The sequence below is a fragment of the Caulobacter sp. 05L422 genome, assembly GCF_056397765.1.
Genome location: NZ_JBFTOB010000037.1, coordinates 16,673 through 33,475, shown reverse-complemented (window position 1 = coordinate 33,475; position 16,803 = coordinate 16,673). Strand labels below are relative to the sequence as shown.

The 16,803-nt window shown below is 69.6% G+C and carries 16 protein-coding genes and 1 pseudogene; 7 read left to right on the top strand and 10 right to left on the bottom strand.

Annotated elements, in window-relative coordinates:
* Nucleotides 1-71 precede the first annotated feature (71 nt).
* Nucleotides 72-157: pseudogene (locus AC1DMQ_RS25130) on the top strand (hypothetical protein); the annotation flags it as partial.
* 268 nt (nt 158-425) lie between these two features.
* On the opposite strand, the gene AC1DMQ_RS25125 reads toward AC1DMQ_RS25130, so the two are convergent.
* On the bottom strand, nt 426-1,151 hold the full coding sequence (locus AC1DMQ_RS25125) for an energy transducer TonB family protein (protein WP_477036265.1): 726 nt from the start codon (nt 1,149-1,151) through the stop codon (nt 426-428).
* 195 nt (nt 1,152-1,346) lie between these two features.
* Here AC1DMQ_RS25125 and AC1DMQ_RS25120 point away from each other — a divergent pair, with 195 nt between their 5' ends.
* Nucleotides 1,347-2,225, top strand: coding sequence for a transglycosylase SLT domain-containing protein (locus AC1DMQ_RS25120; RefSeq protein WP_477036264.1), 879 nt, complete (start codon nt 1,347-1,349; stop codon nt 2,223-2,225).
* A 4-nt stretch (nt 2,226-2,229) separates the two neighbouring features.
* Here the strand turns inward: AC1DMQ_RS25120 and AC1DMQ_RS25115 are convergent, their stop codons facing one another.
* Both AC1DMQ_RS25115 and AC1DMQ_RS25110 read right to left on the bottom strand, forming a co-directional pair.
* The gene (locus AC1DMQ_RS25115; protein ID WP_477036263.1) at nt 2,230-3,411 is read right to left on the bottom strand and encodes a CaiB/BaiF CoA transferase family protein; all 1,182 of its coding nucleotides are present in this window, start codon (nt 3,409-3,411) and stop codon (nt 2,230-2,232) included.
* A 79-nt stretch (nt 3,412-3,490) separates the two neighbouring features.
* Complete coding sequence (locus AC1DMQ_RS25110) at nt 3,491-5,299, bottom strand: ATP-binding protein (protein WP_477036262.1); 1,809 nt, start codon at nt 5,297-5,299, stop codon at nt 3,491-3,493.
* Between the two features lie 160 nt (nt 5,300-5,459).
* Between AC1DMQ_RS25110 and spbR the strand changes: the two genes are divergently transcribed.
* Both spbR and AC1DMQ_RS25100 read left to right on the top strand, forming a co-directional pair.
* Nucleotides 5,460-6,596, top strand: coding sequence for a SpbR family protein (gene spbR / locus AC1DMQ_RS25105; protein WP_477036261.1), 1,137 nt, complete (start codon nt 5,460-5,462; stop codon nt 6,594-6,596).
* A 54-nt stretch (nt 6,597-6,650) separates the two neighbouring features.
* Nucleotides 6,651-7,427 (top strand): NUDIX hydrolase, encoded by a 777-nt coding sequence (locus AC1DMQ_RS25100; RefSeq protein ID WP_477036260.1) that lies wholly within the window; start codon nt 6,651-6,653, stop codon nt 7,425-7,427.
* Nucleotides 7,428-7,583: 156 nt separating this feature from the next.
* On the opposite strand, the gene AC1DMQ_RS25095 is transcribed toward AC1DMQ_RS25100, so the two are convergent.
* Entirely contained in the window at nt 7,584-8,372 is a 789-nt protein-coding gene (locus tag AC1DMQ_RS25095) for an SDR family oxidoreductase (RefSeq protein ID WP_477036259.1), read from the bottom strand.
* Nucleotides 8,369-8,662 carry a nuclear transport factor 2 family protein gene (locus AC1DMQ_RS25090; protein ID WP_477036258.1) on the bottom strand — a complete coding sequence of 98 codons (294 nt, stop codon included), beginning with the start codon at nt 8,660-8,662 and terminating at the stop codon, nt 8,369-8,371. Before AC1DMQ_RS25090 ends, AC1DMQ_RS25095 begins: the two co-directional genes overlap by 4 nt.
* Before the next feature lie 137 nt (nt 8,663-8,799).
* Between AC1DMQ_RS25090 and AC1DMQ_RS25085 the strand changes: the two genes are divergently transcribed.
* On the top strand, nt 8,800-9,708 hold the full coding sequence (locus AC1DMQ_RS25085; RefSeq protein WP_477036257.1) for a LysR family transcriptional regulator: 909 nt from the start codon (nt 8,800-8,802) through the stop codon (nt 9,706-9,708).
* Between the two features lie 131 nt (nt 9,709-9,839).
* On the opposite strand, the gene AC1DMQ_RS25080 is transcribed toward AC1DMQ_RS25085, so the two are convergent.
* On the bottom strand, nt 9,840-10,745 hold the full coding sequence (locus AC1DMQ_RS25080; RefSeq protein ID WP_477036256.1) for a LysR substrate-binding domain-containing protein: 906 nt from the start codon (nt 10,743-10,745) through the stop codon (nt 9,840-9,842).
* A 263-nt stretch (nt 10,746-11,008) separates the two neighbouring features.
* Between AC1DMQ_RS25080 and AC1DMQ_RS25075 the strand changes: the two genes are divergently transcribed.
* Entirely contained in the window at nt 11,009-11,419 is a 411-nt protein-coding gene (locus AC1DMQ_RS25075) for a transcriptional repressor (protein WP_477036255.1), read from the top strand.
* A gap of 12 nt (nt 11,420-11,431) precedes the next feature.
* Here AC1DMQ_RS25075 and AC1DMQ_RS25070 read toward each other — a convergent pair whose 3' ends face one another.
* Genes AC1DMQ_RS25070 through AC1DMQ_RS25055 form a run of 4 tightly spaced genes read right to left on the bottom strand, consistent with a single transcriptional unit; the run spans nt 11,432 to nt 14,995 of the window.
* Complete coding sequence (locus AC1DMQ_RS25070) at nt 11,432-12,070, bottom strand: ABC-type transport auxiliary lipoprotein family protein (protein ID WP_477036254.1); 639 nt, start codon at nt 12,068-12,070, stop codon at nt 11,432-11,434.
* Complete coding sequence (locus tag AC1DMQ_RS25065; protein WP_477036253.1) at nt 12,067-13,005, bottom strand: MlaD family protein; 939 nt, start codon at nt 13,003-13,005, stop codon at nt 12,067-12,069. Before AC1DMQ_RS25065 ends, AC1DMQ_RS25070 begins: the two co-directional genes overlap by 4 nt.
* Nucleotides 13,005-13,883, bottom strand: a complete 879-nt coding sequence (locus AC1DMQ_RS25060) for an ABC transporter ATP-binding protein (protein WP_477036252.1) — start codon at nt 13,881-13,883, stop codon at nt 13,005-13,007. The genes AC1DMQ_RS25065 and AC1DMQ_RS25060 overlap by 1 nt, the downstream gene beginning before the upstream one ends.
* Nucleotides 13,880-14,995 carry an MlaE family ABC transporter permease gene (locus tag AC1DMQ_RS25055; protein ID WP_477036251.1) on the bottom strand — a complete coding sequence of 372 codons (1,116 nt, stop codon included), beginning with the start codon at nt 14,993-14,995 and terminating at the stop codon, nt 13,880-13,882. Before AC1DMQ_RS25055 ends, AC1DMQ_RS25060 begins: the two co-directional genes overlap by 4 nt.
* 236 nt (nt 14,996-15,231) lie before the next feature.
* Between AC1DMQ_RS25055 and AC1DMQ_RS25050 the strand changes: the two genes are divergently transcribed.
* Entirely contained in the window at nt 15,232-16,758 is a 1,527-nt protein-coding gene (locus tag AC1DMQ_RS25050; protein WP_477036250.1) for a glucan biosynthesis protein G, read from the top strand.
* The last annotated feature ends 45 nt before the right edge of the window (nt 16,759-16,803 follow it).

The following is a 16,803-nucleotide window of genomic DNA, read 5'->3' as shown; positions in this document are numbered from 1 at the left end:
CACGCGCTTTGTCCCCGTTCGACGCCGACGGCGGGCGGGGCCTGCAACGCCAGGCTCCCCGGACACGCTGAAGTAACCCCCTCCAGCCCAGTCCCGCTCGATCGCCCCCCGCCGCCGCATCGGTCGCTGGCCATGCGCCCTTTCCATGCAGCGAGGTGAGTCAAGGATACGGGCGGTCTGGAGGGTGAGGATCAAATCGGGTCGAGAAAGTTCAGGGCGTTGAAATCGCCGGGGTTTGTTCTCTATGCGCTGAGCGTTGGTGCTTCTTGAACTCTCTCCCCTCCGGGAGAGGGTTTAGGAACGCGCCCGCCCAACGACAAAACCCCGGGTCGCCGCGCTGGAAGGCGCGCGGCGMCCCGGGGCTCCCCCGTGACCGAAGAGACATCGCCGGCCGGTCATGCACGCCCGGCCGGCTTACGCGTCTCCTAGCCTTCGGCCGCGTTGAAGCGGATCGGGATGCGGACGCTGGCCCCGTCGACGGCCTGGCCGTTCTCCATCTGCGGGCTCATCCTGAAGAACCGCGACAGCTTGATCGCGGCCTTGCCGAAGCCCTCCTCGGCGGGCGTCTCGTCCAGCACGCTGCAGGCCTGGATCGTGCCGTTGGCCGCTACCGTGCAGTTCAGGGTCGCCATGCCGCCGACGCCGCGCCGCATGGCGCTTTCCGGATAGAAGCGGCTGAACTCCGACGCGCCCGGCTTCTTCAGCCAGTTGGGGCGGGTGACGACCCTGGGCTGGGTTTGCACAGGCGGGTCGCCGTCAGAGGCCTTTTCCGCGAAGATCAGCGGCCCCGTACCCTTGTTCTCGGTCGGCTCGACCTTGGGCACGACCAGGGGCGTGACCTCGGTCTGGTTGGTCGGCACGGGCTCACGCGGAATGACCGGGTTGGACTGAACGGGCTTGGGCTTGTCCAATTCCGGCTCGGGCGGCGGGGGCGGAGGCGGCTCCTTCCAGGTTTCGAGCAGGGTCGTCGGCGGTGCGGGATAGTCCTGCGTGATCGGCGGGATGAACTTCTGGTAGGCCAGGTAGGCGAACACCCCCGCATGGGCGGCCGAGACGACCACCAGCGCCGCGACCAGCGCCTTGGACGGCTTGCGCCGCGGGCTGTCCAAACCGGGGATGTAGGAACCGACCGTGCCTTCGTACGCGACCATGACAACCTCCTTCAGCATCGACCGCCTGATGAACCGGGTCGATGGAGGAAGCCTGTCACGCGGAATTACGTTTGTAAATATTACGCGCGTAGAATTTTTACACGCGTAACTGTGGCAACCCGCCACAGGCAAATTCTGCCGAGTGGTCGGGCTTGGTTAAGGCGCGATTAACCATGCGCGTTCACATCTTCGGGCATGGCGAATGTCACCTCCATCCGCAGTGTCGTCGAGTCGGCGATCCAGCGCGCGTCCAGTGCGACGGGCGTGGATTTCACGTTCCTGATGGGCACGGCCAAGCGCGAGAGCGGCTACAATCCCGCCGCCAAGGCGCGGACGTCGTCGGCCTCGGGCCTGTTCCAGTTCGTGGACCAGACCTGGCTGTCGACCCTGAAGAAGCACGGCGCCAAGTACGGCTACGCCCGCTACGCCGACCTGATCCAGCAGGGCTCGGACGGCAAGTATCGGGTGGCGGGCGACGAGGCCCGCAAGACCGTGCTGGGCCTGAAGCTGGACCCGCACGCCGCCTCGCTGATGGCCGGCGAACTGGCCAGCGACCACGCCTCCTATCTGCGGGGCCGGGTGGGGCGTTCGCCCACGTCCGGCGAACTGTACGCCGCCCACTTTCTGGGTCCCGCGGGCTCGGCGCGACTGATCGAAGCGGCCGGCAATTCGCCCGGCGCCAGCGCCGCGGCCATGTTCCCCGATGCGGCGGCCGCCAACCGGTCGATCTTCTATCGCGAAGGCCGTCCGGCCACGGTCAGCGAGGTCTACGCCAACCTGACCCGGACGGGCGGCGGCGGCGAGGTTCCGTCCACGCCGACCACCTCGCCCGACACCGACCAGGGCTTCGTCCAGTACGCCACCGGCCGACGGCTGGAACGCATCCAGCAGCAGGAAGCGTTGGTCAGCCTGATCCTGCGCGGCTCGCAGGACGCCGACGACGGCTTCAGCCTGGCCTCGAACCTCCGTTCCAGCGGGGGCTCGTCGGCCTCGCGGATGACCAGCTCGATGTTCTCGTCGGAAATGCTGCGCGTGCTGTCCGACGCCAGCGACGGCGGCAAGAGCAAGCGGTAGGGGCCTAGCCTCCCGTCACCGCCGCGATCTCGTCCTCCGACCAGCCGATCTCCGCCAACACCGACGCCGTATGTTCGCCCAGCCCCGGCGCCGGGCCCCTGGGGCCATCTTCCGCGCCCGGGAACCGTGCCGGACCGGCCGGAGCGGGGAAGGTCCCGCCCTTGCCGTCCGGCGTCTCCACGAAGCATCCCGCGGCGGCCGCTTGCGGATCGGTCACCAGGTCGCGCGGCGTCTGCCAGGGCGCCCAGGTCAGATCGCCGGCGTCCAGCGCCGTGGCCGCTTCCGCGTAGTCCATGGCCCCGAAAGCCTCGTCCAGGATGTCGACCAGGGCCGCGCCGTGCTCGCGCCTCAGGCGGGCGCTGGTGAAGCGCGGGTCCTCGGTCAGTTCGGGCCGACCGGCCGCCGCCGCGATCCGCGCCCAGTCGGTCGAGCCCTGACGGGCCAGCAGGCAGAGCCAGCGACCGTCGCGGGTCTGGAAGAAGTTGGCCAGGGGCTGCACCGCCTCGCGCCGGGGCCGGGTCGAGGCCAGCTTCCCGAACCGCAGCTGGATGGCCATGTCCGAGCCGATCGCATAGACGCCCGTGCGCAGCAGCGAGGTCTCGACCAGCCGGCCGACGCCCGTGCGATGGCGTTCGTGGACAGCCGCCAGGATGGCGGCTGCCGTCGCCAGCGACGTCACGTGGTCGCCCATGCCGGTGCGCAGCGGGAAGGGCTCGGCGCCTTTGGGCCCGGTGATCGCGCCCACCCCGGCCCGCGACCAGAAGGCCGCCACGTCCATGCCCGGCCGGTCGGCGTCGGGCCCCTCCAGGCCATAGCCGGTCAGGCTGCAGTAGATCAGGCGCGGGTTGACCGCCTTGAGGTTCTCGTAGTCCAGGCCCGCCCGCGCCAGGCCGGCGGGGCGGACATTGGTCAGGAAGATGTCGGCGTCCTTGACCAGGGCCTTGGCGGCGTCGCGGCCGGCCGGGGTGCGGATGTCCAGCACGACCGAGCGCTTGCCGCGATTGTCCAGCTCGAAGATCGGATTGGCGGCCTGGTCCGAGCCCAGGGTGTCGAAGAAGCCCCGCATCGGGTCGCCGTCGGGCGACTCGATCTTGATCACGTCGGCGCCCCAGTCGGCCATGATCCCGGCCGCGCCCGGGGCGGCGATGTAGGTGGCCAGTTCGATGACCCGCAGACCGCGCAGCATCCGGTCCTCCCGCTTCTTGTCGTTGAGCGGAGTGTGGACGACTTAAACGTCTGTTGGGAAGCGGTTTAGGGGAGAGCGGTCAGGCGACGGCGGCCTGGGCGTTGGCGCTCTTGCGGTCCAGCGCCGCCGCGTCGGCCACGGCGCGGGCCACGGCGGCGACGCTGACCGGCTTGCGCAGCACGGTGTCGGCGCCGGCGTCCAGGCACTCGCGGGCCTCGTCGGCGTCGCCGCCGATCACCGCCACGATGGCCACGTCGCGGTTGCCGCCGTCCAGGGCGCGCAGGGCGGCGGCGGTCTGCGGGCCGTCCAGGATCGGCATGCGGCCGTCCAGCATCACCAGGTCGAAGTCGCAGATCCGGGCCAGGTCCAGGGCGCGGCGGCCGTTCTGGGCGTGGACCACCTGGTGGCCCAACTGCTCGAGGATGGCGCGCAGCATGGCCGCGTTGAGGGCGTCGTCCTCGGCGATCAGGATCCGCAGGTTGCGTGGCGGGGCGCCGGCGGCCTCGACCGGCTGCTGCGTCTCGCCGTCGGCGGGCTCGATCGCGCAGATGGCGTTCTCGTCGAAGGGCAGGGTGAGGGTGAAGCAACTGCCGACGCCGACGGCGCTGGTGGCCTCCAGCGCGCCGCCCATCAGCTTGGCCAGCTGACGCGACAGCGACAGGCCCAGGCCCGCGCCGTTGACGCCCGCCCCGGTGCGCTCGACGCGCTGGAACGCCTGGAAGGCCTGCTCCATCTCTTCGCGCGACAGGCCCGGCCCGGTGTCGGCCACTTCGATGGCGATCAGGTTGTCGCGCCGCTCGACCCGGACCTCGATCCGGCCGCGCACGGTGTACTTGACGGCGTTGCCGACGATGTTGGCGATGATCTGGCGGGTGCGCAGGGCGTCGCCGACCGCCGCGCCCAGCTGGCGGCGCTCGAGGTCGGGCTCGACATGGACGACCAGCTCCAGGCCCTTGGCCACGGCGTGCGGACGGTCAAGCAGCACCAAGTCGCGGATCAGGCGGACGGGCTCGAAGGCCACGCTCTCGACGGCCAGGCGACCGCTTTCGGCGGTCTCGGAGTCCAGTGTGGCGTTCAGCACGGCGACCAGGTCCTGGGCGGCGTCGAGGGCGGCGTTCAATTGCTCGCGCGACGGCGCGGCGCGGCCGCCCTTGCCGGCGGCGGCGGCCAGCACGTGGGTCACGCCGGTCAGGCCGTTGCGGATCTCGTGGCTGAGGGTGGCGACGATGTCGGACTTGGAGCGGGCGGCGCGCTCGGCGGACTCCAGCACGGTCAGCCGTTCCTCCAGAAGCGCCTCGTGGGCCAGGGCCAGGGCGTGCTGGCGGCGCAGCATGCGGTTGAGGATCAGCGACAGGGCCATGGCCAGCGAGATCGCGCCGAAGGCCATGCCGCCGGCCCGTTCGCTCTGCGGCTGCGAGAACAGCAGGTACAGCGGCCCGACCGCGGCGACCGGGGCGGTCAGCAGCAGGGCCAGCAGGCAGGGGGCGGCGAAGAAGATGCAGACCACGGCCGCGCCGGCCGACAGCAGCAGCAAGGTCTCGCGCACGCCGCCCGCCCCGTCGGCGAAGACGGCCATCTGGCAGACGGCCACCGCCCACAGCAGGCCGGCCATCACGTGCACCCGCGCGCGGCGGGTCAGGTCCTGGGCCGCCGGGCTGCGCAGCCAGGCGACCACGCCATAGAAGACGCCCCAGTTGATCGCGAACACCGCGAAGCTGATAGCCATCCAGCCGGCGTTCCGCGCGAACGAGCAGGCCCAGACGTAGATCGGCAGGCTGACGGCGAACACGGCCAGCGCGTAGGGCAGCAGAGCGGTCTGGGCGTCGAGCGCCAGACGGGCGTCGGCGCCGCCGTCCGCGGGGGTGTTTTGTCGGCGCTCGGCGAACAAGGACTGATTCCTCGGCTGGTGAGCCCAGACCCTAGGGGATCACGGTTTGCGCCGAGTTACGGCTTATCGTTAATCCCCACAGCTTTGAGGGCAAACAATCGTTAAGCATAACCGAGGATGATCCGATTCCTCGCCGCTCCGTGGGGACTGGGGGAGATCGATGGCCACCACCCGCGCCGCCCTGACCGAACACGACATCCGCATGCTGGTGAAGGGCGCGACGCCCGACGAGCGCGCCCTGGCCGCCCACAAGCTTTGCCGCACGATCGACCGCGCCGAACTGGACGACGAGCAGCGCGTGCTGGCCGGCGAGATCCTGCGGGTGATGGCCGCCGACGCCGCCGAACTGGTCCGCCGCGCCATGGCCGTGACCCTGCGCAATTCGCCCAGCCTGCCCGCCGACGTCGCCAACCGCCTGGCCCGCGACGTCGAGAGCGTGTCGCTGCCGGTGATCACCTTCTCGCCGGCGTTCAGCGACGCCGACCTGGCCGAGATCGTCCGCCTGGGCGGTCCCGTGCGCCAGATGGCCGTGGCAAAACGTCCCAAGCTGTCGCGCAAGGTGGCGGCCCTGCTGGTCGAGCAGGGGGGCGAGGACGTGGTCACCGCCCTCTGCGCCAACGACAACGCCCGGATGTCCGAAAGCGCCCTGCAGCGGACCCTGGAGCGCTTCGCCAAGTCCGAGAAGGTGCTGACCGCGGTCGCCTACCGCTCGACCCTGCCGCTGTCGGTGACCGAGCGCCTGATCGACATGGTTGGCGACCAGCTGCGCGACCACATCCTGGCCACGCACCCGCTGTCGGCCGAGCGCACCCTGGAGCTGATCCTCGACACCAAGGAGCGGGCGACGATCGACCTGGTCGACCAGGCTGGCCGCGCCACCGACGCCAAGGCCTTCGCGGCTCACCTGCACAGCGTGGAGCGCCTGTCGCCGTCCCTGCTGCTGCGGGCCCTGGCCCACGGCCACATGAACTTCTTCGAGTGGGGCGTGTCCGAGCTGTCGGGCGTGCCGCACCATCGCACCTGGCTGATGATCCATGACGCGGGGGCCCTGGGCCTGAAGGCGATCTGCGAGCGGGCGGGTCTGCCGCCGCGCCTGTTCCCGGCCTTCCGCGCCGGCGTCGACGCCTTCCACGCCCTGGACTACGACGGCCGCCCCGGCGACCGCGAGCGGTTCCAGGAGCACATGATCCAGCGCTTCCTGACCTCGTCGCCGGCGGTCTCGCGCGACGACGCCGACTATCTGCTGGACCGCGCCGATCAGCTGGGCGAACGAGCCAAGACCGCGGCGGCCGGCTAAACGCTCGTTCGAAACCGTCTGGGCAAGGCGCGGCTTCTGCGCCAACCTCGTGCGATGTCAGAGCGCGCCGAAGATCCGATCCGCCCCGCCGCCACGATCTTGATGCTGCGGGACTTGCCAGCCCCTGGGCCGGCCTTCGAGGTGCTGATGGTCAAGCGCCATCACCAGATCGACTTCGCGGCCGGCGCCCTGGTCTTTCCGGGCGGCAAGAGCCACGCCGGCGACCACGATCCGGCCTGGGCCGATCACGCCACGGGCTGGGAGAGCGTAGAGGCCGACGGCGCGCCGCTGCGCATCGCCGCCATCCGCGAGGCCTACGAGGAGGCCGGCGTGCTGCTGGCCCGGGACGCGGCGGGCGAAATCTATGTCGGCGAGGCGGCGATCGACGTGCGGGCGGCGGTGGCCGAGGACCGCATGCCGTTCCTCGACGTGGTCCGCGACCTGGGCCTGAAGCTGGACCTGGCGGCCCTGACCATCTTCGCCCGCTGGATCACCCCGCCGCTGATGAGCAAGCGCTTCGACACCTGGTTCTACGTGGCCCACGCGCCCCTGGCCCAACTGGCCATCTGCGACGGCCACGAGGCGGTCGACGCCGAATGGATCGCGCCGGCCGAGGCCCTGGCCCTGGCGGCGTCGGGCCAGCGCAAGGTGATCTTCCCCACGCGCATGAACCTGCAACTGCTGGCGGAGAGCCCTCACGCGGCGGCCGCCATCGAGACGGCGCGGGCGCGGCCGCTGGTCACCGTCGAGCCCTGGGTCGACGGGCCGTCGCTGCGGATCCAGCCCGATGCGGGTTACGGGGCGGTGGCGGAGCCTCTGACGGCGCTTTAGGCGAGCGACGAAGAACGGACGTTTCGATTGTCGGCTGTGGTGTGGAGAGCGGACAGTCGCATTCTGGCCGAAAGCAGGCGTCGAACGCGGTGCGTCGACGTCGGGTGTTTGTCCACGCCCAACCACTCAGGGAAGAGCGTGGACTTCAGCCAACGATCAGACGGTCGGCACCGTCCCACCGTCGATGACGAACTCGGCCCCGTGGATCGCGGTGGCACGATCCGAGGCCAAGAAGGCGATAAGGTCGGCGACTTCCGATGGCTCAGCCCCACGTCCGATCGGGATCCCGCCGATCCAGGCCATGACAGCTTGCCGTGCTTCCTCGAACGTGCCGCCATTGGCAGCCTGCATATTCTTCACCAGATCGACGGCGCCCTCGGTCATGATCCAGCCGGGACAGACGATGTTGATCCGGACACCCTTTGGCCCCAGCTCCTTAGAAATGGATTTGCTGTAGGTGCGCAGCGCCGCCTTGGCGGCCGCGTAGGCAGTGGTCGACTCGGGCAGGGGCAGCACCGACTGGGTCGAAGTAACGTGCACCACCGCGCCATCGCCCCGCTCGATCATCTGAGGGATCAGGAGGCGATCAAGACGAACCGTCGCCAGAAGGTTCAAGTTCAGTTCCGAGAGCCAGAGGTCGTCTGTCAGCGCCGTAAAGCCGCCGGGCGGCATGGCCGATCCGCCGAGGTTATGAGCCAGGATGTCGATCCCGCCGAAGCACGCGAGGGCTGCCTTGGCCAGCGCCTCCCCGCCTTCCGCCGTGGTCAGGTCCGCCTCTACGAACTCGACGCCCTCTATGGGCTCCACCGCTGCGCGGGCGGCGGTGATGACGCGGGCGCCGCCGGCCACGAACCGTTCGACGGTGGCGCGGCCCAGACCCTTGGTGCCCCCGCTGACGAGCACGCGCTTGCCGGCGAACTCGGTCGGATCAACTTTGCTGGTCATCCCGTGATCTCCACGGCTTTGATGGCGTCATCTTCAAGCGTGAAGCGGTAGGTGAAGCGGATCGGGCTTCCGGGAAACTCGCCATGGGCGGGGCCTTCGAGGACGATCTGGCCGTCCTCTTGGCGCAGACTATCCGGCGTGAAGATCGCCTTCACGGGCGCCACGGCTTCTTCGAGAAGGCGACGGATTTCAGCGTGACCGCTGAAGACCTTGCCGTTGTCGCGGAGGACGGCGTCCGCCGCGAACGGCTGGAGCATGGCGTCGACATCGAGCCGGGCGTTGGCAGCCACATAGGCCGCGATCGGAGGAGGTAGTTCGAGTGGCATGGGTCATGTCCTGCTTGCTGTGCTCTCCAGCAAAGTTAGGCGTGGACATGCCTGAGCATAATCGGGACAAAACGGAACGACCTATTACGAATATCGGGACAATGACGCAGCACAATCTGACCGAACTGGATGCTGTCCTCATGGTCGCACGGCGGGGGAAATTCCGTGCGGCGGCGGTTGAGCTCGGGGTTTCCACAACGGCGCTCAGTAACGCGATCGGAAAGCTGGAGCGGGCGCTCGGTGTGCGGCTTTTCAACCGTACCACCCGGAGCGTCTCTCTCACTGAGGCAGGCAGGCGGTTCGTCGACCAGGTCGCGCCCGCAGTACGGGAGATTCATGAGGCGATGGAGGCCGCGCGCTCCCAGCAGGCTGCGCCGTCCGGCACCTTGCGCATAAACGCCTTTCCGACGGCGGCGCGCGAGATCTTCGCCTCGCTCGTCCTGCCGTTTCAGCGGCTGCACCCCCAGGTCCACATCGACATCGTGACGGAAGGTCGTCTGGTCGACATCGTCGCCGGCGGTTTCGATCTTGGCGTGCGCAGCGCCGACCGGGTGCCTGTGGACATGATCGCCGTGCCGCTCGGCGGCGCTCGGCGCAATGTGGTGGTTGGCGCGCCGGGCTATCTGGATGTGCGCGGGACGCCGCAAATCCCGCAGGACCTTGCCGCCCATAGCTGCCTGCGCGTCCGCCTTCCAAACGGTGCGATCCACCGCTGGCCGTTCGAGAAAGATGGACGGGCGATCCATGTCGACGTTGACGGAGGTTTGACCCTCGACGAAGCGAGCCTGGCCCGCACGGCGGCTCTGGCGTCCGTCGGCCTCACCTTGGCGATGGAATCCGATGTGCGAGACGACATTGAGGCCGGTCGACTCGTATCCGTGCTGGATGACTGGACACCCACGCTGCCGCCCTTGAGCCTCTACTATCCGAGCCGACGCAATCCGACCGCGGCGTTCAAGGCGTTTATCGACTTCGTCCGGCGGCACGGCGGAGCGACGAGCGGCGGTTAGCTTCACCGATGCCTGGATCAGGGGGCAGCGGTCGATGGATTTACGGCCTGAAAGCGGACCCTCCCAACCTCCGACTAAGGGTCGGAAGCGGAATCTGGCGCCTGCGCCGAAAGCAGCCATCGATCGCCGCCCTAGACCGCTCCCGCCGCCGCGCCTTCGGCGAAGCCGCGCAGGCGGTCGGCGATGACTTCCCCCACCGCCTCCACCGCCTGCCGGCGGGGGTAATGGGTGCGCCAGACGATGCGGACGGTTCGTCCGGCGCGGGTGGACAGGGGCCGCAGCACGATGCCGGCGTCCTGGGCCGCTCCGGCCGCAAGTCCGGGGATCAGCGTCGTCCCGTAGCCGGCCGCCACCATGTTGAGCAGGGTCGGCAGGCTGGCCGCCCGCAGGGGGCCGCCCAGGGCCGCGTCGCCGCCGCAGGCCTCCACCGTCTGGTCGCGCAGGCAGTGGCCGTCGGCCAGCACCAGGATGTCGCGCGCCAGGTCGGTCTCCAGGATCACCGAGCGGCCCGCCAGCGGATGCTCGGGGGGGAGGGCGGCGAGGAACGGCTCGGCGAACAGCGGCAGGCTGATCAGGTCGGGCCCGTCTTCGTCGGTGGCCAGCAGGGCGGCGTCCAGCTCGTGCGCGCGCAGCCGCTCCAGCAAGGCCGAGGTCTGGTCCTCCCACGGCTCCAGCTCCAGCGCCGGCAGAGCCTCGCGCAGCGGCGCGAAGACCAGCGGCAGCAGGTAGGGGGCCAGGGTCGGGATGATGCCCAGCCGGAAGCGCCCCGACAGCGGGTCGCGCAGGTTGCGGGCGGTGGCCAGGATGGCTTCGGCGGCGGTCACGGCGGTGCGGGCGTGGCCGATCAGCTGCAGGCAGGCGGCGGTCGGGGCGGCGGTCTTGCTGCTGCGCTCGAACAGCGCCACGCCCATCAGGTCTTCCAACTTGCGGATCTGCACCGACAGGGTCGGCTGGCTGACGCCGCAGGCGCGGGCGGCGCGTCCGAAATGCTCATGCTCGGCCACGGCCAGGAGGTAGCTGAGGTCTCGAAGATTCATAGGCTGAGCCTATAGGGTCGATTGAGATTTGGTGCTTCTTTTTATCACGATGATGGGCGAATTATGAGTCAGGTCCGTGGCCCGGGTTCGGCGAACGGTCCTCTGGACGCCGTCGCGTCCAGTCTTCTGGCGCGGGGACAAGATCGCGGCGGCGCATGACCGCGATCGTCTTCGGCGCCTTGGGAGGACGCCTCGATGCCACATACGGTGGAAGCCGTGTTGCGGGAGGAACTGCGTCGCGCCGGCCTGCCTGGCACGGCGCCTTGCCGCGTCTGCTGGCGCTGCTGCGCGCCTCGCCGGAGGTGCATGTGACGCTGGCGGAAGTGGCCGACATGGTCGCCGAGGCCGGCCTGGCGATGACCTCGGGCGAGCTGGCCCGCCAGCTGGAGCTGCTCGCCGACCACGGGCTGGTCGGCCGGCTGCCCACCACGACGACCGAGCTGGTGTTCGACACCGTGCCCGAGCCGCATTCCCATCTGATCTACGAAGAGTCCGCGCAGATCGTCGACCTGCACGTCTCGCCCGACACGGTGCTGGCCATGGTCCGCGACGCCCTGGCCAAGCGGCCCGACAGCGTGGAGATCCTGGTGCGCTTCCGGCGCGATCCGGGGACGGCGCCGGAGCCCGCGATCAGGATCACGGCCGACAAGCCCGAACCTGATCCGGAGTGCTGATCCGAAGCCGGCTCAGCCCGGCGGCAGCTTGGCGCCCGCGTCGCCGACCCAGGTGACGATCTCCGACAGCACCTGGCCCACGGCCTGGTCGTAGGCCGGCACGATGGCGCTCAGGCGATTGTCGGCGGCCTTGACCCGAGCCACGAACACCTTGTCGCCCAGCAGAGCGCGGTCGCTGCTGCGGGTCATCACGGCGCGGATCTCGACCAGCACCTCGGGCGCGGCCTTGGGCCCGTCGACATAGTCGGTCTCGAACGAGCGGACCTCCAGGCGCAGGGCCATGGACGCCTTGACGGCCTCGCCGCGGGTGACCAGGCGGGCGCGGCTGTTCTCGCCCTCGAAGGCGCGGGCCACGGCCTCGTCGAACAGCACGATAGCCGGCGAGACCCAGCGGGCGTCGGAGATGTAGGCGGCCTCGCCGTCGGTCACCGACAGCAGGCGGTCGCTCATCGCGGCGCGGGTGAAGACCGTCGGGGTCTTGAAGACCCCGAAGCTCTTCTCGGTCGCCGGCCTGGAGCTCTCTGCCGCGACATGGCCGAACCGATAGAGGCCGGCGGGCTTGGTCTTGGGGAACAGGCTGATGCAGCCGGTGAGGGCCACGGCCGTGACGGCGATCGTCAGCGACCGCAGGGGGGTGTTCAGGGGGCTCACGGCTTGACCTCCAGTTCCTTGGCCGGCGCTTTGCCGACCAGGGCGCGCGGGTTCTGTTCGACTTCGCTGACCAGCCGGTCCAGGGACTCGGCGGCCGACTGCAGGGTGACGACCGCCGACGACAGCTGCGGCAGGCCGGTGGTGGCGAAATCATTGGTCGGGCCTTCCAGCTTGCCGACCATGCCGCGCACGTCCTTGGCCGTGGCCTTCAGCTCGTCGGCGGCGTCGCCCAGGTTCTTCAGCGTGCGCTTGGCGTCGCCGTTGGCCAGGCCGTTGACCGAGTCCGACAGTTCGCCGATCCGGGTCGAGGTGGCCTCGATGCTCTGCAGGGCCTTCTGGGCGTCGGCGATGATCGCCTTGCGCTCGCGCAGCTCGGCGGTGACCGACTGGATGTCGCTGAGCGAGGCGCTGAAGGTCTTGACGTTGTCGTCCGACAGCACGCGGTTGATGCGGTCCAGGGCCTCGATGGTGCGCGTCAGCACCGTGCCGCCGCCTTCCAGCAGGTCGGACAGGGCGCTGCGCTGGCTGCGGATCACCGGCACCTCGCCGCTCTTGACCGTGCTCTTCAGCAGCGGCTTGGCGGGCGTGCCGGCGGCGATCTGCACATAGTTCACGCCGGTGATGCCCTGGGGCTCCAGCGTGGCGAAGCTGTCGGTCTTGATCGGCACGTCCGAGGTGACGCGCACGCGGGCGATGACGCGGTTGGGGTCGGACTTGTCGAGCGCGATCTTGGTGACCTCGCCGACCTTGATGCCGTTGAAGTGCACCTCGCCGCCGTCCGACAGGCCGCGCACGGGCCCGACGAACAGCACGTCGTACAGGTCGTATTCCTGGTTGAAGCTCAGTTTGGCCAGCCAGACGGCGAAGATCAGCAGCCCCATGAACAGGATCAGGGTGGCCGCGCCCACCAAGGCATAGTTGGCGTTTCTTTCCATCAGCTCGTCCTCGGTGTCGTCTGGGGCGGCGTCGCCTTGCCGGCGGCCGCGCGGCCGCGCGGTCCCATGAAGTATTCCTGGATCCAGGGGTGGTCGTTCTGCTCCAGCTCCTGGACCGAGCCGGTGGCGACGACCTTCTTGTCGGCGATGACCGCGATGCGGTCGGTGATCTCGTAGAGGGTGTCCAGGTCGTGGGTGATCATGAACACGGTCAGGTCCAGACTGTCGGACAGGTCCTTGATCAGGGTGTCGAAGGCCGCGGCGCTGATCGGGTCCAGGCCCGCGGTGGGCTCGTCCAGGAACAGCAGTTCGGGGTCCATGGCCAGGGCGCGGGCCAGGCCGGCGCGCTTGCGCATGCCGCCCGACAGCTCGGCGGGCTTGAGGTTGCCGGCCCGGGCGGGAAGGCCCACCAGGGCGATCTTCAGGTCGGCCAGGTGCTCGATCTCGCCCTTGGGCAGGCGGGTGTGCTCATGCAGCGGCGCGGCGACGTTCTCGCGCACGGTCAGGTTCGAGAACAGCGCGCCCTGCTGGAACAGCACGCCCCAGCGGCGCTCGATGATGTTCCAGCGCTTGCGCGAGGCGTCGGCCATGTCCTGGCCAAACAGCTTGACGCTGCCGCCGTCGGGGACCTTCAGGCCGATGATGGTGTTGAGCAGCACCGACTTGCCGGCGCCGGAGCCACCGACCACGCCCAGCACCTCGCCGCGCTCGGCGGTCAGGTCCAGGCCGTCGTGGATGACGTTGTCGCCGAACCGCGAGACCAGGCCCGTGACCCGGATCGGCGGCGCCTCGGCCGTCGACGGGGCGTCTTCCTCGGCCGGAGGCGGGGGCGCGGCCAAATCCTTGGACCTGCCTTTGGGGGGCTGGGCCGGGCTCATACGTTCAGTTCCATGTAGATCAGGGCGAACACCGCATCGATGGCGATGATCGCGAAGATGGCGTGGACCACGGCGGCGGTCACCCGGCGGCCCAGCGACTCGACGTCGTTGCCGACCTCCATGCCCTGGCGACAGCCGATCGCGGCGATGACCATGGCCATCACCGGCGCCTTGGACAGGCCGATCCAGTAGTGTTGGACGCCCACCGAGTCCTGCATGCGCTGCAGGAAGAAGGTCGGAGACAGGTCCAGCACCGTCCAGGTGACCAGCATGCCGCCGGCCAGGCCCGCCAGGGTGGCCACGAAGGTCAGCAGCGGAATGGTCAGCAGCAGGGCGGCGAAGCGCGGCAGGACCAGCGCCTCGTAGGGATCCACTCCCATCACCTGCATGGCGTCGATTTCCTGGTTCATCTTCATCGAGCCGATTTCGGCCGCGAAGCTGGAGGCAGAGCGGCCGGCCAGCAGGATGGCGGTGATCAGGATGTTGAACTCGCGCAGCACCGAGATGCCGATCAGCTCGACGGCGAACACCTGGGCGCCGAACTGGGTCAGCAGGTTGGCGCCCAGCAGGGCCACGACCGCGCCGATGAAGAAGGTGGTCACAGCGACGATCGGAATGGCGTCCAGGCCCGCGCGCTCGGCCAGGGCCACGACCGGCGCCCAGCGGATTCGGCTGGGCTTGGCGATGCAGCGGCCGATGGCGACCAGCAGGTGACCCAGAAAGGCCAGGGTGCCGTAGAGATCGTCGCCCAGGCCGTAGACGCCGCGGCCGATACGCTCCAGGAGGGCCATGAAGCCCTTCTGCGGCGGGGCGGCCTCGGGCTCGACCTGGATGGCGTCGTCGACCAGCTGCAGCAGGCGCAGGGTCCGGGGACCGGCCTGGATCTTGCCCGCGCTGATCCGGCCGTCGGCGGCGCGGATGATGGCGTAGGCGCCGGCCGTGTCGCAGCGGGTGATGTCGCGCAGGTCCAGGTCGACGGCCTTGGAGCCCTCCATGGCGTGGACCAGGCGCTCGCCGGCGTCGATCATGCCGCGCGCGGTCCAGTCCCCCGAGAGCACGGCCGTGGTGTGGCCGGCGGTCTCCTTGAGGGTGAAATCAGCCGGAGCGCCCATGAAGTCTCGTCGGTCCCTGTAATCCGCCGTCGAACCTTACCAACACGCTCGACCAAGCCCAAACGTGCCAAGGCCAGGCTTGTTGCAACGCTTGCCGCGCTAGGAATAGGCGGGTGCGCCGCATCGCGCCAGCGACCTTCTCCAGCCAGCCTGCAAATGGGGCGAATGGTGCGGAGCTTTGTCGCTAAAGCTGCGTTGTATGGCGTGCAACGGGGGCGTTGCTTTACAAGGCCCGGATGTTTTCCAGTCTGCTCAACCGCCGCGCCGCGCTCGGCCAGCTTTCGCTGTCGGCTGTCCTGGCCCTGGCGCCCCGCCTGGCTTCCGCCCAGACCCCCGCTGTCGACGCCGCGGTGAGCGATGCGTTTTCCGTCGACCTTCTGCGCGACAAGGCCCGCGCCCTGGCCGCCGCGCCGTTCGCCAAGCCGCCCGCGCCGCCGACCATGACGGGCCTGACCTACGACGAGTATTTCCGCATCCGCTTCCGCCCGGAAGCCGACCTGTGGAAGGACCGTCAGCCCGAGTTCAGGGCCGAGTTCTTCCCGCCAGCGTGGCTGTATCCGCGTCCGCTGCCGATCTACGAGGTCGCCGCCGGCCTGGCGCGGCCGATCGTTTTCGACCCGGCGATGTTCGACATCCCGGGCGAACACGCCGACGTCGCCAAGGGCTGGAACGGCTTTTCCGGCTTCCGCCTGCTGTGGCCGCTGAACGAGGCCGGCAAGATGGACGAGGTGGCGGTGTTCCAGGGCGCCAGCTACTTCCGCAGCCTGGGCCGAGGGCAACGCTACGGCCTGTCGGCGCGCGGCCTGGCGATCGGGGCCGGCGAGCCGAACGAGGAATTCCCCGACTTCACCAGCTTCTGGCTCGAGCGGCCCGCCATCGGCGGCGACGCGGTGGTCGTCCACGCCCTGATGGACAGCCCCAGCTGCACGGGCGCCTACAGCTTCACGATCCGGCCGGGCGAGGACGTGACGTTCGACGTCGCCGCCAGCATCTTCCCGCGCGCGACCATGACCAAGACGGGCGTGGCGGCCATGAGCAGCATGTTCCTGTTCAACGTCGCCGATCCGTCGTCGCTGCAGGACTATCGCACCGCCGTGCACGACAGCGACGGCCTGGCGATCTGGAACGGGCAGGGCGAGCACATCTGGCGGCCGTTGCAGAACCCCAAGGCCCATCGCCTCAGCAGCTTCCTGGACAAGGACCCCAAGGGCTTCGGCCTGGTCCAGCGGGCCCGGACGTTGGAGGACTTCGGCGATCTGCAGGCCCGCTACGACCTGCGGCCCAGCCTGTGGGTCGAGCCGCTGGACGCCTGGGGCGAAGGCGCGGTGCACCTGGCCGAGCTGGCCACCACCAAGGAGACCGACGACAACATCGCCATCTTCTGGCGGCCCAAGGCCCCATGGAAGGCCGGAACCCAGGTCGACCTGCGCTATCGCCTGCACTGGGGCCAGGAACGCTTCGCCAGCCCCGACGCGCGGGTGTTCCGCACCCGCACCGGCGCCGACGCCCAGGCCGGCCTGCGCCTGTTCACCATCGACCTGCAGGGCGGGGCCCTGGCCGAGGGGCTGGACGGGGTGGCCATGGACCTCCAGGCCGAGGGCGGCGAGATCGTCTGGCGCGACCTGTCGCCCTATCCCGACGAGGCCGCGGCTCGCGTGGCGTTCGGCGTGCGGCCCAAGGCGGCGAACATGGAGCTGTCGCTACGGCTGACGCGGGGCGACCAGGCGATCTCGGAGACCTGGCGCTATCTCTGGACGGCGTAGGGCTCTTCCGCGCTCCAAGTCCCAATTGCGCCGTGAGCTGACTTT

Excerpts from the sequence above, each read along its gene's own strand:
- AC1DMQ_RS25125 (WP_477036265.1), bottom strand. The coding sequence starts at position 1,151 with ATGGTCGCGTACGAAGGCACGGTCGGTTCCTACATCCCCGGTTTGGAC.
- AC1DMQ_RS25060 (WP_477036252.1), bottom strand. The coding sequence starts at position 13,883 with ATGAGCCCGGCCCAGCCCCCCAAAGGCAGGTCCAAGGATTTGGCCGCG.
- AC1DMQ_RS25055 (WP_477036251.1), bottom strand. The coding sequence starts at position 14,995 with ATGGGCGCTCCGGCTGATTTCACCCTCAAGGAGACCGCCGGCCACACC.
- AC1DMQ_RS25085 (WP_477036257.1), top strand. The coding sequence starts at position 8,800 with ATGACGCAGCACAATCTGACCGAACTGGATGCTGTCCTCATGGTCGCA.
- AC1DMQ_RS25115 (WP_477036263.1), bottom strand. The coding sequence starts at position 3,411 with ATGCTGCGCGGTCTGCGGGTCATCGAACTGGCCACCTACATCGCCGCC.
- AC1DMQ_RS25120 (WP_477036264.1), top strand. The coding sequence starts at position 1,347 with ATGGCGAATGTCACCTCCATCCGCAGTGTCGTCGAGTCGGCGATCCAG.
- spbR (WP_477036261.1), top strand. The coding sequence starts at position 5,460 with ATGGCCACCACCCGCGCCGCCCTGACCGAACACGACATCCGCATGCTG.
- AC1DMQ_RS25080 (WP_477036256.1), bottom strand. The coding sequence starts at position 10,745 with ATGAATCTTCGAGACCTCAGCTACCTCCTGGCCGTGGCCGAGCATGAG.
- AC1DMQ_RS25065 (WP_477036253.1), bottom strand. The coding sequence starts at position 13,005 with ATGGAAAGAAACGCCAACTATGCCTTGGTGGGCGCGGCCACCCTGATC.
- AC1DMQ_RS25095 (WP_477036259.1), bottom strand. The coding sequence starts at position 8,372 with ATGACCAGCAAAGTTGATCCGACCGAGTTCGCCGGCAAGCGCGTGCTC.
- AC1DMQ_RS25100 (WP_477036260.1), top strand. The coding sequence starts at position 6,651 with ATGTCAGAGCGCGCCGAAGATCCGATCCGCCCCGCCGCCACGATCTTG.
- AC1DMQ_RS25050 (WP_477036250.1), top strand. The coding sequence starts at position 15,232 with ATGTTTTCCAGTCTGCTCAACCGCCGCGCCGCGCTCGGCCAGCTTTCG.